The organism is Desulfobacula phenolica, from assembly GCF_900105645.1.
Taxonomy (GTDB): Bacteria; Desulfobacterota; Desulfobacteria; order Desulfobacterales; family Desulfobacteraceae; genus Desulfobacula; species Desulfobacula toluolica.
This window is the reverse complement of record NZ_FNLL01000001.1, coordinates 369,607-384,059: the sequence shown is the minus strand read 5'-3', so window position 1 is coordinate 384,059 and position 14,453 is coordinate 369,607. Positions and strand designations below refer to the sequence as shown.

Below are 14,453 nucleotides of genomic sequence, written 5' to 3'. Positions count from 1 at the left end.
AAAACAACACAAAAACATGCCACAAACAATTCTGGTTTACCATTTGTATTTAAGGGTAATCCCTGCACTTACGGACTCGCTGGAATGGTCTGATGCCGCATCAAAGGTCTTATACTTGTTGCTGAAAACATTGTTTACAAACAAGTCAATATCCCAGGAATTGACATCCTCAAACCTCAAGCGCAGATTGCACAGCCACGCATCAGGATACTTCCGCGTTTCATCATCCATGGAATAATAAAGTTCCCGCCCGGAAAAATACTCGATCTGAGAAACCAGTTTGATATGCTCTGCCATCTGCCAAACCCCGCTCAAATTGAACATAATATCCGAGCCTGTGTCATAACTGTGGTGCAATACCGGATAATAATCAGGATAACTGATATGTTCGTAACTAAGAAAAGTTTCATAAGTTCCGTCATTGTCTAAAAAAGTGGCATTCCCTGAAAAAGACAGGGATTGAGTTGCCGCAAACTCCCATTCCAATTCAATACCATCAATTGTCTGGCTGTTTGACAAAGAGACCCCGGCCCCTTCATATCGGTCCCCCACCACATGATCCTTAATGTCGTTCCTGAAAACCGTTATAGAGAACAGGGTCTTGGGATTGGGTTTGTACTGCAGCTGGAGATTAATATTGTTAATCTGTTCAAGGCAGTTTTCCGTAATTGTATCCACCTGCTTGGCAAACGGCGTTCGATACCCCGAACCATATATGGCCTTGACCATCAGTTCAGAAGATAACTCCCAAGCAATACCGGAACTGAAACTGACCTTGTCTTCAAATTTTTCATGATCGTCGTTCCTGAAGCCGGCCCAGAACTCGATATCCTGTATTTTGTGGCGGTACTGGCCAAAAACGGAAAACAGGGTGTTTTCATAATCCTTTTGCGAGAAGTCCGGCAAAAAACCCTGGTTTTCGGGCACCAGGAATCCGGGATAAAAACTATTCCACACAAGAATATCCTTAAAATGATCCTCTTTATAGGAAGTTCCTACTGTTAACAGCGCATCTGAAGAGAACAAAGACTTCTCATAAATCAATTCTCCGAACACGGAATATTCATTCTGGTCAAACTGCCGGTCAATAAACGTCTTTTCAAGCCCGATATCCGAGTAATACACGGCAAACCGAATACCCGAATCAATGCTGATATCTTTTGACGCCTCCAGTTTAAACATTTTTGAACCATATGATTTTTGCTCTTCCCAAATATATTCGCGGTCCCAGTCGGTTACGGAAAAGGCCTTTTGACCGTCCGACAATTTTGCAGAAATCACCAGCCAGTCTGAAAACGACACGTTGCCGTACAAATCAACATATTGAGAATCATCCGGAGTACTGCTTCCAAACCGCTCTTCCGCCGGTGTAGGGTTAATGCCGTCATTCCAGAAACTGATAACATTGACGGGGGTGTCATCTTCTGTTGCCTGCCGGGCGGAAACACAGAAAAAAGAGGACCATGCCCCCTTGCTTGCCCCGTATCTTACATATGCCTGTTTGCCCTGGTCAGCAGACGACAGGGCCAAGCCGGTCTCAACCCCGGAAAAATCCCGACCCGTAAAGGGGACGGCATTGATCACACCGGCAAATGCATCCGGGCCCCACAGAACAGAACCCGCACCCCTTATAATTTCGATCCGTTTAATGGATGCCAGGGAGTTTTCATAATCTATCAGGTGATCGGATTTATCAGCCCCGGACCCAATGGGAACGGTGTCATATAACACCAGTGCTGAATTGGGTATACCCCTTAAATACGGAATGGACCCTTTGTTGGTTTTTTCAACATGAAAGCCTGCCACATCATCAATGGCCTCGGTAATAGTCAGCGCCCCAGACTCCGACAGATCTTCGTTGGTGATCACCTTGGCAATGGCAGGCGCACTCCAGGCGGATTCTTCTTTTCTTGAGGCAATGGAAAGCACATCCAGATCTTCTCCCACAAACATCAGCATGGTGTCGGATGCATGAACCGGAACGACAGACAAAAAAACAACAGATACAAGAACGACCGTGGCAATCATAACCAGTTTCATGTAAGTGTCTGATATCATTTATTGCTCACCATCCATATTTTTTAAAAGTACCCTGAGTTTTGACCGGCTCAGGCCCAGAAGTTTTGCCGCAGTTGTCTGGTTGTTACCGGCCGCCTGTAATGCCTGCTTGACCAGGCTGAACTGAACATGATGGAGTTGAACCCCTCCCGGCGGCAATTTGACAATCACTCTGCCGCCAGCCGCAGGTTCATTGGGTTTTAAAAAAGAAAGCGTATCAGATGTGATCTTTTGGGTTTCCCTGGTTAAAATCAGGCACCGTTCAATCACATTTGCAAGTTCACGCACATTTCCGGGCCAAGGATATTCATTGAGCTTGCGGCAGGCACCTTCGCTGATGGTATGGGATTTTCCAAAGGGAAATTTTTTCATCAGGTACATGGCAAGCGGAACCACGTCCTCTTTTCTCTGGCGCAGAGGCGGAATAGAAATGGGAAACACATTGATTCTGTAAAAAAGATCCTGCCGGAATTTTTTCTGCTGGACCATGTTTTCAAGATTTCTATTGGTGGCACATATAACCCTTACATCAACTGGAATCTCCTGGTTTCCCCCGACTCGCTGGAATTTTTTTTCCTGAAGGGCCCGCAACAGTTTCCCCTGGGAATCCAGGGGCATATCCCCTATTTCATCCAGAAAAAGAGTACCGCCGGTGGCATACTCAAATTTCCCTCTCCGCCGGGAATCAGCACCTGTAAAAGATCCTTTTTCATATCCGAACAATTCCGACTCAACCAGGTTGGAAGAAATTGCAGCACAGTTCACAGGAACAAACCGGTTGAGGCTTCTTTGGCTTTGAGAATGGATATGACGCGCAATAATTTCCTTGCCCGTACCCGATTCCCCCAGTATCAGGACTGCCGTATCAACCGATGCCACATTGTTTACAAGACCTACAACCCCCCCCATACTTTCGGATTCATAAATCAGTTGCCGGGTCTCCTGTTTTTCTTCAAGGGCCTGTTTCAGTTCAAGATTTTCACTTACAATACGAGAAAAATTTAAGGCCCGTTCAACCGTGATCTGAATTTTGGATTCGTCAAAAGGTTTAGTGACATAATCAGCAGCGCCCTGACGCATCATTTCAACGGCGGAATCAACCGTTGCAAAGGCTGTAATGAAAACAACAGGGGTTACAATGTTCTGTTTTCTCATCCGGTTTATCAGTTCTTTTCCATCCATTTCCGGCATTTTAATATCGGAAATCACAAGATCATATGTACCTACGGATACCTTTTTCAAGGCGTCTTTCCCGTCGGTTGCCTGATCAATCTGATATCCTTTTCTTTCCAGCATCATGGAAAGAAGATTTCTCATTTTTGCTTCATCATCAACAATAAGTATAGTGGATATGTCTGCCATTTATACCAAACTTCCTTGATTTTCCATATCGTTTAAACTTGAAAACAATGTCACACAAAACACAGCACCTCCGTGGGGACTGTTTTCGGCCTTAATGCTTCCGCCATGGGCCTTGACCACCTGGTCTGCAAAGGCAAGACCTAGCCCGCTCCCTTTTGCCTTTGTTGTAAAAAAAGGTTCAAAAATTTTTTTTAGTTTTTCTTCGGGGATACCCTTGCCCTGATCTTTTACCCAAAGCTGCCATTTTTTATTTTGGCACCCAATTGAAATATCAACACTACCCCTGCCCTGGTTTGCCTCGCAGGCATTCCTGATAATATTGGTTATCCCCCTTGAAAGCAGATCAAAATCAGCTTTGGCATAAAACGGGTTTTCCGGGACAAAGGATCTTATTTCAAGCCGGGTTGAATTGTATTGTATTTCAAAGCCCATAACCACCTGGTACATAAGCCGGTTTAAATCCGTTTTTTCAAAATTGGGCCGGGCCGGTCTGGCAAACATAAGAAAACTTTCGATCAGATCGTTTAAACTTTCTATTTCTTCTTCCGCATAAGTCAAAGCAATGTTTTCCTGAGGAATGGCAAGCTCGCGTTTAAGCATTTCAAGAGAACTTTTTATAATTCCCAAAGGATTTTTCACCTCGTGGGCAATCAGCATGGAAAATTTACCCACCTCGGCAAGAGTTTCCTGTTTTGCCATTTTTTCATATGCCTGAACAATGGTTTGCCGCCCCCGCGCAATGGAATCAAGCATGTCGTTAAATGCATCGGCAAGCTTGATGGTTTCAGGTGTGTTTCCTTCCGAAGCCCGGATCAAATGATTGCCCATTGATACTTTTCTGGCAATTTTTGCAAGGGATATCACAGGAGTAACCAGAGACCTGGAAATCACATAAAATATCAGGCCGGATACTATGATAAGAATCAGAGCGATCATTAAAAACCGATGTTTCATTGTTGTTACCAGATCTTCAATTCCTTTTGTGGAATAAGTTACTATAACCCTGCCTATCCTGTCGGCATCAACATGTCCGCCAACGAGATCCATGGTATCATTGTCTTCCATGATGTCAGACAAATAAACCCCTTTTCGGGTTGTTTCAAACGGTCCTGGAATCTGGCGAATTTCCCTTACCAGTTCCCGGCCCTGGCCATCCTCGATTACTACACCGGCAATATCATTTTCCCCAAGCATATTTATGGCCAGATCCCTTAAAAGTCCTTGTTCATTGATCAGGATGCCCAGCTCCGAATTAAGTGCCAGGTATTGAGTCATAAACTCAATCTGCCGGCTGAAACGGGATGTCACGAACTGGTTGATGATATTCACCCCCCAATACCCCAATGACATGGTGGAGGCACTGATAAGAATCACCGCTGCTGAAAGAACCCTTGCGTGTATGCCGATATTCCTGAAGTTCATTCTTTTGAAGTTCATTCTTATGGTCACTCCCTCACCTGAAGGCCGATTTTATCAACCATTTTACGGTTAATGACGGTCTTGAATTCCGGCGGGTCTGCGCTGCACTCACCGGTTTTAAAATAGGCCTCAATTTTTCCGGCAGTCTGTAATCCCAATGCCGTATAATCAAAATCAAAAGAAAAAATCGCACCTGAACGAATAAAAAAAGAATTATACCCGATCACGCCTGTTTTATGGTAAATACCAAGCCTGATAATATATTGTATGATTTTTTCAGAAATCACGGTCCGGTCCGGAATCATCCAGACACAGTCAATATTTTGCCAGTTTTTTGCCAGCACTCCGGGAATCTGCTTCATGGCTTCAACCTGCAACGGGATAAGGGCAATGCCATATTGTTGTGATGCAAAACCGGCTGTTTCATAAAACCCTTTATTGTTCCGGGCATCAAACAGCAACCCGATTTTTTTTACATTGATAAATGCTTGTGCAATTTCCCGAACCTGTCTATCAACTGGAATCCTCAAGGAAATACCACAGCTGGGGACAGATTGCATATTTGTAGAATCTGAATATTCAAAAGATTTGGAAATAAATTTGGAATCAGCTCCCAAACTAACGGGATCAAGAACGGCTGTGAACAATTTTTGAGGACTTATTTGAAATTTGTCCCCTGTTCTCCAAACCATTTTCGCCGCCTCGGGTCCGACAGCTACAATCAAATCAAACTGACCTTTTTCCAGTTTGTCTGAAACCTGTTCATTGTGTTGGGGATCTGAATCGGAAAGAAAAAACACCCGGATTGAGATTGTTTCTTTCAAGCCCTTTGTAATGCCTTCCATTACATTCATATATGGCCTGATCTTCTTTGAAACAACAACGGCAATACTATGGTCTTCACCGGCAAATGCATCACCGGCAAATACGGACAGATATCCGCAAATACAGATCATGACAAAATATATATATGGATATTTTTTTTTATTCATTCAAAATTGCACCAAAAATTTCATCATAATCACGTTCATATATCAGAACAATTTAATAAATACAAATGAGGGTTTTCGGGCAGCCGTAAATTATGGTATATGCACAACCAGGGGACACACAACCGAACCTGGAACGGATTTCCGGCAACCGCCGATGACGAAACCTATGACAGATTTTAAATCCATCCCCACATAACATACGCGAAGGGATTGAACAATGCCGGTTTATGAATACACTGCATTAAACAAAAAAGGAAAAAATATTTCCGGATTACTCAATGCAGACAACATCAAAGCTGCAACAGGCAAATTACGCAGTTCGAAAATATTTCCCATCTCAATAACAGAAATCACGACCCGTGCCGGAAAACAAAAAAAAGGGTTCTCTTTTTTCTATTCACCCGTCCGGTCATCTGAAATTGCAATGATGACAAGGCAACTGGCCACTCTTATTACAGCCGGATTCCCACTGACCACTGCACTGAACACCCTGCTTCCCCAGACAAAAAATCAATCTTTTAAACGAATTTTATCCGGGATCAAAGATGCCATTGAGGAAGGCAGCAGTTTTGCCGCAGCCCTGTCGCAATACCCTGGAATTTTTTCGGTTATCTATATTAATATGGTCAAGGCCGGAGAAGCCTCCGGCACCCTGGAGATTGTTCTGGAAAGATTGGCCGATATTTATGAAAAACAAAACAAACTGAACAGAAAAATCAAATCAGCAATGGCCTACCCTCTGTTGATGACGCTTGTGGGCATAGGTGTTTTGTTCTTTCTTCTGACGGTTATCGTTCCCAATATCACCTCCATCTTTGAAGAGATGAACCAGTCACTCCCATTGACAACACAAATCCTGATCAATACCAGCCGGTTTTTAAAACACTGGTGGTGGGTGATTGCCGGTATCATAGGGTTGTTGATGATTTTCTATCATATCATCAGCAAAAAATCTGCTGTTCAAACAGCCATTGATAAATTTATCTTAAATCTTCCAGTGGCAGGGGAACTGGTTCAAAAAATATCCGTTGCCAGATTAACCAGAACCCTGGGATCTTTGCTGGAAAACGGAGTCTCTTTGCTGGATGCCCTTGAAATCGTGAAAAATATTACGGGCAATAAAATTATAGCAAATGCCATTCTGGAAGCGAAACAAGAAGTTGAATGCGGCCGTGAGTTAGGGGATGTATTGAGTCAAAACGCCCATTTTCCCTACCTGGCAGTGCAGATGATAAAAGTGGGCGAACAAAGCGGCAATCTTGAATCCATGTTAAAAAAAACCGCCCGGGTATATGATGATGAAATCGAAACAACTATTATCGGCATGACCACCATTATGGAGCCTTTGATCATACTGGTAATGGGAGTTGTGGTAGGATTTATTGTTCTGTCTATCTGTCTGCCCATTTTTGAAATGAACCAGTTGGTAAGGTAATATTAAAATTTATATTTCAACATGAATGCCATGCCGTTTTTTACAAAACCGGGATGAAACGATACTTTATTTTTATGGTCACGATAGTCTTGTTTCAAACTATCAATAAACTGTTTTTGTTTTGTTTGATTGTATTTATGAGCGCTGGTGATAGACCCGTAAATATTACCGGTATAAAAACCGGCTTCGACAAAACAGATCGCTCCACCCAGAAACTTATTGTCGTTTTCAAATGATTCATAGGCCGCCAGCATAAGAGACGAATTCAACAAAAAGGAGACCAGGGCGTCTTGATATCTTTCACAATACAAAAACCCGCCCCCGGGGACAACGGACAATGCACCTGCCACAGCAGGGATTTTCTTTTTTAATTGACCTATTTTTTCAAGAGAAGCGATACTGTTTTCCATCCGGTATTTTTTTTTACCTTCAAGGCTGATCATTGAAAAATATTTTTCAGCCTCCCGGACCGGGTATACCGGATAATCACTCCGGGATTTTAACACATCTGCCTTGTCAAGCAGTAGCCATCCCAGCACAAAGCAGGCCCTGTCACCAATACTGCCAATTTCTGAGACAGATTGTGTTCCACCGGGGACCGGTTTCAAATCTGTTTCCAATGGCAATGGTGATATAAAATCTGCCCCGGATTTCAAATTTATCTCCAAGTCACCGGCCCGGGTCAGCGTTACCAGGTTTCGGAGAACAGATACGGCCATGCCGGGTTTATCCATGGCCACATAAACTTCACTTAGCTTAAACATGGCGTCGACTGCAAGGCCGGATTGTGTTCCATCAAATTTTGTTCCATCAAATTTTGTTCTACCTGATTTTAGTCTATCTGGGACAAATTTCAAATCCGTTCCCAATTCAGCCACTGCTGCAAGATGCCTTACAGCATCGTCAAACCGACCCGCATTAAAAAAAGAAACTCCAGTGTTATATCTGGCCTCAACCACCCGTTCATGATGGGGAAACAAATGAAAAAACCGAATATATTCATGGGCAGCAGCAGAAAACTCTTTTTCTTCAAACAAGGTCTGTGCAAGTTGATACTGTTTTTGGGCATCCACCATAACCACATCTGCCATCACCACATCTGCCGGGAATACGCTGACCGGAGAAAATAAAAGTATCGCCAAAGAAAGAATAAAAACCATGATTGAAAAAATACTGTTCATTTATTCGACCACCAAAAATCATTATTTTCAACCGGATCGTATATATATTTTTTCCCGTTTATCCATAACGGAGAAGAGGTTTTAACTTCATCCCTGCCGCAACGGACCAGCCGGTCCATTCCCATTATCCATCCCATAAAAACCCCGTGTTTTTTGACGCTGTTTTTTATATAGGTAGAACAGGACGGAACCATGGGACACCGATCACCGTCAACCGGCGAGATATAGACCTGATAAAAACCAATAAGGCCCGGAATATGGTTCAAAGAAGCCGTTTCCATAGAAAATGCAAAAGAAGCAGGAATCAGAATCAAAACAATGAATGCCCAGGCAATAGATGTCCGGATATTAAATACGCGGATACCAAATAGTTGTAAAAGCACACACAAATTACACCTGGGTAACACGTAACACTTCCTCAATGGTTGTCATACCTTTAAATATTTTTTCAATACCGTCATGGAGCAGGGTTGTCATATTTTGTTCAAGGGCAAGATCCCTTATTTTTGTTGAATCAGAGGTTTTTAAAATAAGAGATTTATGATGCTTATCTATAACAAGAATTTCAAATATCGGCATCCGTCCCTTATATCCGGTATGAAAACATTTGCCGCACCCTTTTGCCTGGAAAATATTTTTTTGAGCAACATCTGCCTCTGTCAGACCTATGCTTTTCAGGGCCAGAGCATCAGGACGACAGGGTTCTTTGCACTCATGGCACAACACCCGGATAAGGCGCTGGGCAATCACAGCCCGCACAGCCGAAGTGATCAAAAAGGGTTCTATCCCCATATCCACCAGACGGGTAATGGCACTGGCTGCATCATTGGTATGAAGGGTTGACAGCACCAGGTGGCCGGTAAGAGCCGATTGCACGGCAATGGAAGAGGTCTCATGGTCCCGGATCTCTCCGATCAGTATCACATCCGGGTCCTGCCGAACAATTGATCTGAGGCTTTTGGCAAAGGTCAGGCCGATTTTGGGATTCACCTGGATCTGGTTAATTCCTTCAAGCTTATATTCAACCGGATCTTCCACGGTAATAATATTAATATCCGGTTTGTTAATTTCCGACAGCATGGCATACAATGTGGTTGTTTTTCCACTGCCCGTCGGACCTGTCATCAGGATAATCCCATTGGGCATGGAGGAAAGTTTGCGGATAAGGTTAAGCCGTTCCTGGTCAATACCAAACTCCGACAAGGTCAAAAGGGAACTGGATTTATCCAGCAAGCGTAAGACGATCCTTTCGCCAAGGGTGGTGGGAATGGATGAAATTCTGATGTCAACATTCTTATTACCGATACGCACTTCAATGCGGTTGTCCTGGGGAAGCCGTTTTTCCGCGATATCCATATCTGCCATGACCTTAATCCGCGTGATCAAGGAGGCCTGTATCCTTTTTGGCGGCTCAAGCAGATCATAAAGGATGCCGTCAATCCGATACCGTATTTTCAAACTGTCCCGGCCCGGTTCAATATGAATATCACTGGCTTTTGCTTTCACTGATTGGGAAATCATATGATTCACAAGCTTGATTATGGGAGCATCACTGGTATCATCCAACAGATCCGACGTCTGAGCGATCTCATTGATGATGCTGTCATCACCTTCCATATCATCCACAATCTTCTGGGCATTGTCGCTCTTTTTATCGTAAAGATTATTAATAGTCGAAAGAATCTCACCTTTGGTGGACAGCACCAGTTGATACTTTTCAATCTTCAATATGGAAACCAGGTCATCCACTGCCTGCAGGGATGAGGGGTCATTCACAACAATGACCGGTTCCAGGGCAGACGGTTCTCCTTGCTCATCGTTTTTTATCAGAGGAACGATATGATAATTTTTAAAAAAATGAATCGGAATGATCCGGGTAAAGCCGGATCGGATATTTTGCACATCCAGCCTCTCCTGAAAAGGAATATCATATTGTAATTCAAGAGCTTTTAAAATTAATTTTTCCGGGGCAATCTTTTTTCTTATCAAAGCGTCCTGAAGTGATTCACCCTGCTTTTTAGCAGACTCTCTTGCCGTCGCAACCATATCCTCTGGTATGCCGAACCGGTTTTGCAGTATATTGGAAAGCGTTTCGATTTTCATCTCCTGCCTGTTGCTATTTTTTATCCTTGTATAATTTAATGGTGTTCTCCTTGACCTTTGAAATCTCTTTATGTTTTTCCCGGTACACGGTTTCCGCCTCAACAGGATTCTCAATAATATGAGGAGTCAAAAAAATATACAGATTTGTCTTGACCCCTTTCCTGCCGGTTGATTTAAACAAATTCCCAGCAAATGGAATATCCCCGAGACAAGGCACCTTATAATCAGTTGATGTCAGGTCTTCCCCGATCAATCCTCCAATAACAACGGTAGCGGCATCCTTTACCACAACCGTGGTTTGAGCCGTTCGTTTCAAGGTTGTGGGGGTGTTTTCTTCAGTTGATGCAACCTTTTCAACCTTTTGATAAATATTCAGCCTGACAAAACGCCCCTGGCTTATCTGGGGTGTGATTTTCAGAGTCACACCCACGTCTTTGTATTCAAAATTTTCATAATTTTGATCACCTGAACCGCTGGTTGTCTTATACGGAATATTTTCACCCACACTGATCTCAGCCTCCTCATTATCCGTGGTCATGATCTGAGGGGTGGAAATGATCTGCACTTTTTCATTTTTTTTCATGGCCCGAATAGCAGCGCCAAGATTGGGGAAGGAAATCCCGCCAATGGTTATATTTTCCGCCATGATTCCCAGGGCAAAACCGCCGGGAACATTAAGAATATTATTGGTAATGGTCGGCAAAGCAGAAATTCCATTGCTTGAACTTTCACTGGTAAATGCTCCATAAACACCGGCATCATTTCCATCAACACTGCCGGCAGACATTCCGGCCATCCATTCAACCCCCAGCATAAAGTCATCCGTATCTCGTATTTCCATGATCAAGGCTTCAATATAGACCATGGGCCTGGGGATATCGAGCTTTTGTATAATGGTTTCCAGCACAGGATAATCATCTTTTTCAGCCATGATAATCAGGCTGTTGGTGGCCTTATCCGCTGTAATTTTAACTGTATCAGACACCACCGGGGCTGTTTTTTTTCCTTTTTCCTGGACAGATGCTTTGCCGGAAAGCGACTGAAGTACGGTTGCCAGCTCTTCTGCGTTTGCATTTTCAAGATAAAAAACACGGATTTTTGAATCGCTTTTAGGCACCTGCTTATCCATGATCTCTACCAGTTCTTTGACCTTGACAGTATCAAACTCGTTGGCCAGGAGAACAAGGGTGTTTGTTCGTTCATCAGGTATGATTTTGACCATCTGATCCAAGGCTGTCTTTTTGCCCTTTGCTGTTTTTGTCTGGAAAAGCGTATTCAGTGTTTTCCCAAGCTTGAGGGCATCGGCATAGCTGACCGGTATCACAGATATCTGTTGCCCCACATCTTTTACATCAATGGCTGTAATGATTTTCACCAGCCGGTTAATATTTGAATACACATCCGTTATAATCAGGGTATTTGTGGGCGCGTATGCCAGTATCACACTTGTTTTGGACACAAGAGGAACAAAAAGCCTTTTAATTTCATTTGTGTCTGCGTATTTTAACGGAATCAGCTGGGTCACAATTTTATCTCCAGTTCCGCCGTAACCTTTTTCAAATCGTGTTTCTACATTTTTTGACGTGGCCATCTGCATAGGAATAATCTTTGAAATTTCACCTGCCTTTACCACAGTAAACCCATTCACTTCAAGCACGGATTCAAATACTTTGTATGCTTCTTGCTTTGTAATTTTGCCCGGAGATATAATATTCACCGTCCCCTTAACCCTGTTGTCAACAATAAAATTTTTATTAGTCAATTCACTGATAAACTTTATAAAAATCCGTATATCCACATCATTAAAATCAATAGAGACATATTTCTGCTGAGCGTTTTGTTCTTTATTGTCCTCTTTATTTTCCTCAGCAACAACCAGACTTAAATTAAAAATTATCCAGCAAAGAGCTGAAATAACAAATAAAAATTTACTGTTTTTCTGTAACAGTTTCATAATTCAACATACCTTTTTATATGAAAGTCTTAAAAAATCCAAACAGTGACTTTCAATCTTTGTTGTGGGCAAACCAAGCTGAAATAACAGGTCTGCCCGTGGCAGTCATATAAAAATCCGCCCAATATACTTTAATAAGCAAGTTGCGAACAAACCCGTATTAAATATCAGTTATGACCGTGGCAGTTACTCAAGTGAATATCTAATCTCCCCTGTCACTCCATTGCGTTTTATTTGAATAACCATGTCATTTTTACCTAATAATTTAAAATCATTATATAACCTTGTGAAATCAACTATAGATTTGACATCTTCCCCATTAACACCCGCCACAACATCACCATTTCTCAATCCCAGCTTTTCATAAAAAATCGAGTCGTTTTTAATATTGCTCAGCCTAAATCCATCCATTTTGCCTCGATAAAAGTGGTGCCGAACCCTGACATGTTTTCGTATATTTTTTAAATCATTAGCCAAGCCATTTACATCTGCCCATTTTAATTTGACGGTATCAAAAATTCTCTCACGCCCCCCCCCGGCAGGAACGCCTGAAAAAACACCAGGGCCTTTATTAAAAATTTCTTTAGGCTTGCTTTCTTCCATGAGAAGAGTTTCTTCATTTCCATCTACCAGCAAGACAACTCTTTTTCTGAATATCGCCTTTATAACGGCCCGATCAATCATGTCATCAGTTTTATAAAGTTCTTCTTTTTTTTCACCCTTTTTCTTAATAACTGCAAAAAGTTCTGATCCATTGCCTGTGATCGTACCTTTAAGCTCAAGCTTAAGCTCGGTTAGCCTGATCTTTTGAGCGGATGCAGATTTTGAGGATATTTGTTTTTCAGGGATTGCATTTTTTTTTGTTTTAAAAAGGTCACGCACGGTAATGGCATTATAATAGGATTGATTCTGATTTTTTTTGTTTTCAACCGGTTGAAGCTGAACATCAACGGTTTTGAAATCATCACTGGTTTCAAATTCTGTTGAAAAATATGTATAAAAGCCTGATACGGAAAAATCAATAATAAAAAAGATTAACACCAAATTTATGATTGTAAAAACTTGCTTCATTTGATCCCCGGGTCAATGGTAATTATCGGATATTGAATGGTTCCGCCAATCCGCAGATGAATAAAGGCATTATCGGAATCTGTTCTTGACACATCAACCGGCATTTCATCTCCCGCATTCATAAAAAACAAGGGGTACAATACAATTTTGGTCTTAAGGTTCAACCGGCTGTTTTGAAATATTTTGGCCATACTGATTATACCCGATAAATGCAGATCTATCTGCCGACCCGTTAAACTGCAATTTTCTACCTTGACAAGATGATCTTCAGACATGGAAAATTTTAACTTTCCGGAAGAAAAAGAATAGGTTTCAACAGAAAACAAGGCTTCTGGGAATTGCAAGACCAGATCTGCAAAATTCAGGTCTCCTTTATTTTGAAGAATATTGCCCTGCTCAAAAACTGCGGTCAGGGTTCCATTGAGTATTCCTGACAATTGACCGTCTGACAAAAGTTCACCCAGACGTATATCTTCTAATTTAAAATTGTCAAGCACAGCTTCAACACCGGCATCTCCTTTTGTTTCCTTTGACAGACGCATAAAAACTGACAGGGCACCATCTAAAACATTTGCCTTAAATGTGCCTGTCACAGGATTGCCCCAAAATGTGGTTAAATCAAAAAACAATCTGGAGTTGTCAAGAGTTGCGATGGGGACACCGGCATAATGGATTTGAACAGCATCTGCCTTTAGACCGGGGGGAAAACAAGGATTAAGCGTATCAATCCGTAAAGTTACGCCGGGATGTATCTGTGACAACATTTGTTCAATATATTTTGCTGCAGTCTTACCCGGAAAATGGACATATAAAGAAAAAAGGAGGCAAACGGCAATAAATATAAAGTATCCAAAAATTTTAAGTTTCATTCAACAATC

11 protein-coding genes are annotated in these 14,453 nt (G+C 42.2%); 1 reads left to right on the top strand and 10 read right to left on the bottom strand.

Translation table 11 applies throughout. From position 1 onward, the window contains the following. Positions 1 to 36 precede the first annotated feature (36 nt). Genes BLT94_RS01660 through BLT94_RS01645 form a run of 4 tightly spaced genes read right to left on the bottom strand, consistent with a single transcriptional unit; the run spans position 37 to position 5,831 of the window. Positions 37 to 2,058 carry a TonB-dependent receptor plug domain-containing protein gene (locus BLT94_RS01660; protein ID WP_092229789.1) on the bottom strand — a complete coding sequence of 674 codons (2,022 nt, stop codon included), beginning with the start codon at positions 2,056 to 2,058 and terminating at the stop codon, positions 37 to 39. Then, positions 2,059 to 3,420 (bottom strand): sigma-54-dependent transcriptional regulator, encoded by a 1,362-nt coding sequence (locus tag BLT94_RS01655; RefSeq protein WP_092229787.1) that lies wholly within the window; start codon positions 3,418 to 3,420, stop codon positions 2,059 to 2,061. Further along, positions 3,421 to 4,857, bottom strand: coding sequence for a sensor histidine kinase (locus BLT94_RS01650; RefSeq protein WP_245742896.1), 1,437 nt, complete (start codon positions 4,855 to 4,857; stop codon positions 3,421 to 3,423). 8 nt (positions 4,858 to 4,865) lie between these two features. Further along, positions 4,866 to 5,831, bottom strand: a complete 966-nt coding sequence (locus BLT94_RS01645) for an ABC transporter substrate-binding protein (RefSeq protein WP_092229784.1) — start codon at positions 5,829 to 5,831, stop codon at positions 4,866 to 4,868. 217 nt (positions 5,832 to 6,048) lie between these two features. Between BLT94_RS01645 and gspF the strand changes: the two genes are divergently transcribed. Beyond that, positions 6,049 to 7,266, top strand: coding sequence for a type II secretion system inner membrane protein GspF (gene gspF / locus BLT94_RS01635; protein WP_014956903.1), 1,218 nt, complete (start codon positions 6,049 to 6,051; stop codon positions 7,264 to 7,266). 2 nt (positions 7,267 to 7,268) lie between these two features. Here the strand turns inward: gspF and BLT94_RS01630 are convergent, their stop codons facing one another. From BLT94_RS01630 to gspN, 6 genes are all read right to left on the bottom strand, one after another. After that, the gene (locus BLT94_RS01630; protein WP_092229782.1) at positions 7,269 to 8,447 is read right to left on the bottom strand and encodes a tetratricopeptide repeat protein; all 1,179 of its coding nucleotides are present in this window, start codon (positions 8,445 to 8,447) and stop codon (positions 7,269 to 7,271) included. Then, positions 8,444 to 8,830 carry a membrane protein insertion efficiency factor YidD gene (gene yidD / locus BLT94_RS01625; protein WP_139168961.1) on the bottom strand — a complete coding sequence of 129 codons (387 nt, stop codon included), beginning with the start codon at positions 8,828 to 8,830 and terminating at the stop codon, positions 8,444 to 8,446. Before yidD ends, BLT94_RS01630 begins: the two co-directional genes overlap by 4 nt. 7 nt (positions 8,831 to 8,837) lie before the next feature. Further along, the gene (gene gspE, locus BLT94_RS01620; RefSeq protein ID WP_092229778.1) at positions 8,838 to 10,550 is read right to left on the bottom strand and encodes a type II secretion system ATPase GspE; all 1,713 of its coding nucleotides are present in this window, start codon (positions 10,548 to 10,550) and stop codon (positions 8,838 to 8,840) included. A 13-nt stretch (positions 10,551 to 10,563) separates the two neighbouring features. Next, positions 10,564 to 12,504 carry a type II secretion system secretin GspD gene (gene gspD, locus BLT94_RS01615; protein ID WP_092229776.1) on the bottom strand — a complete coding sequence of 647 codons (1,941 nt, stop codon included), beginning with the start codon at positions 12,502 to 12,504 and terminating at the stop codon, positions 10,564 to 10,566. A gap of 186 nt (positions 12,505 to 12,690) precedes the next feature. Continuing rightward, the gene (locus BLT94_RS01610; protein WP_092229774.1) at positions 12,691 to 13,575 is read right to left on the bottom strand and encodes a type II secretion system protein N; all 885 of its coding nucleotides are present in this window, start codon (positions 13,573 to 13,575) and stop codon (positions 12,691 to 12,693) included. After that, complete coding sequence (gspN, locus tag BLT94_RS01605; RefSeq protein WP_092229772.1) at positions 13,572 to 14,444, bottom strand: type II secretion system protein GspN; 873 nt, start codon at positions 14,442 to 14,444, stop codon at positions 13,572 to 13,574. The genes BLT94_RS01610 and gspN overlap by 4 nt, the downstream gene beginning before the upstream one ends. Between the last annotated feature and the right edge of the window lie 9 nt (positions 14,445 to 14,453).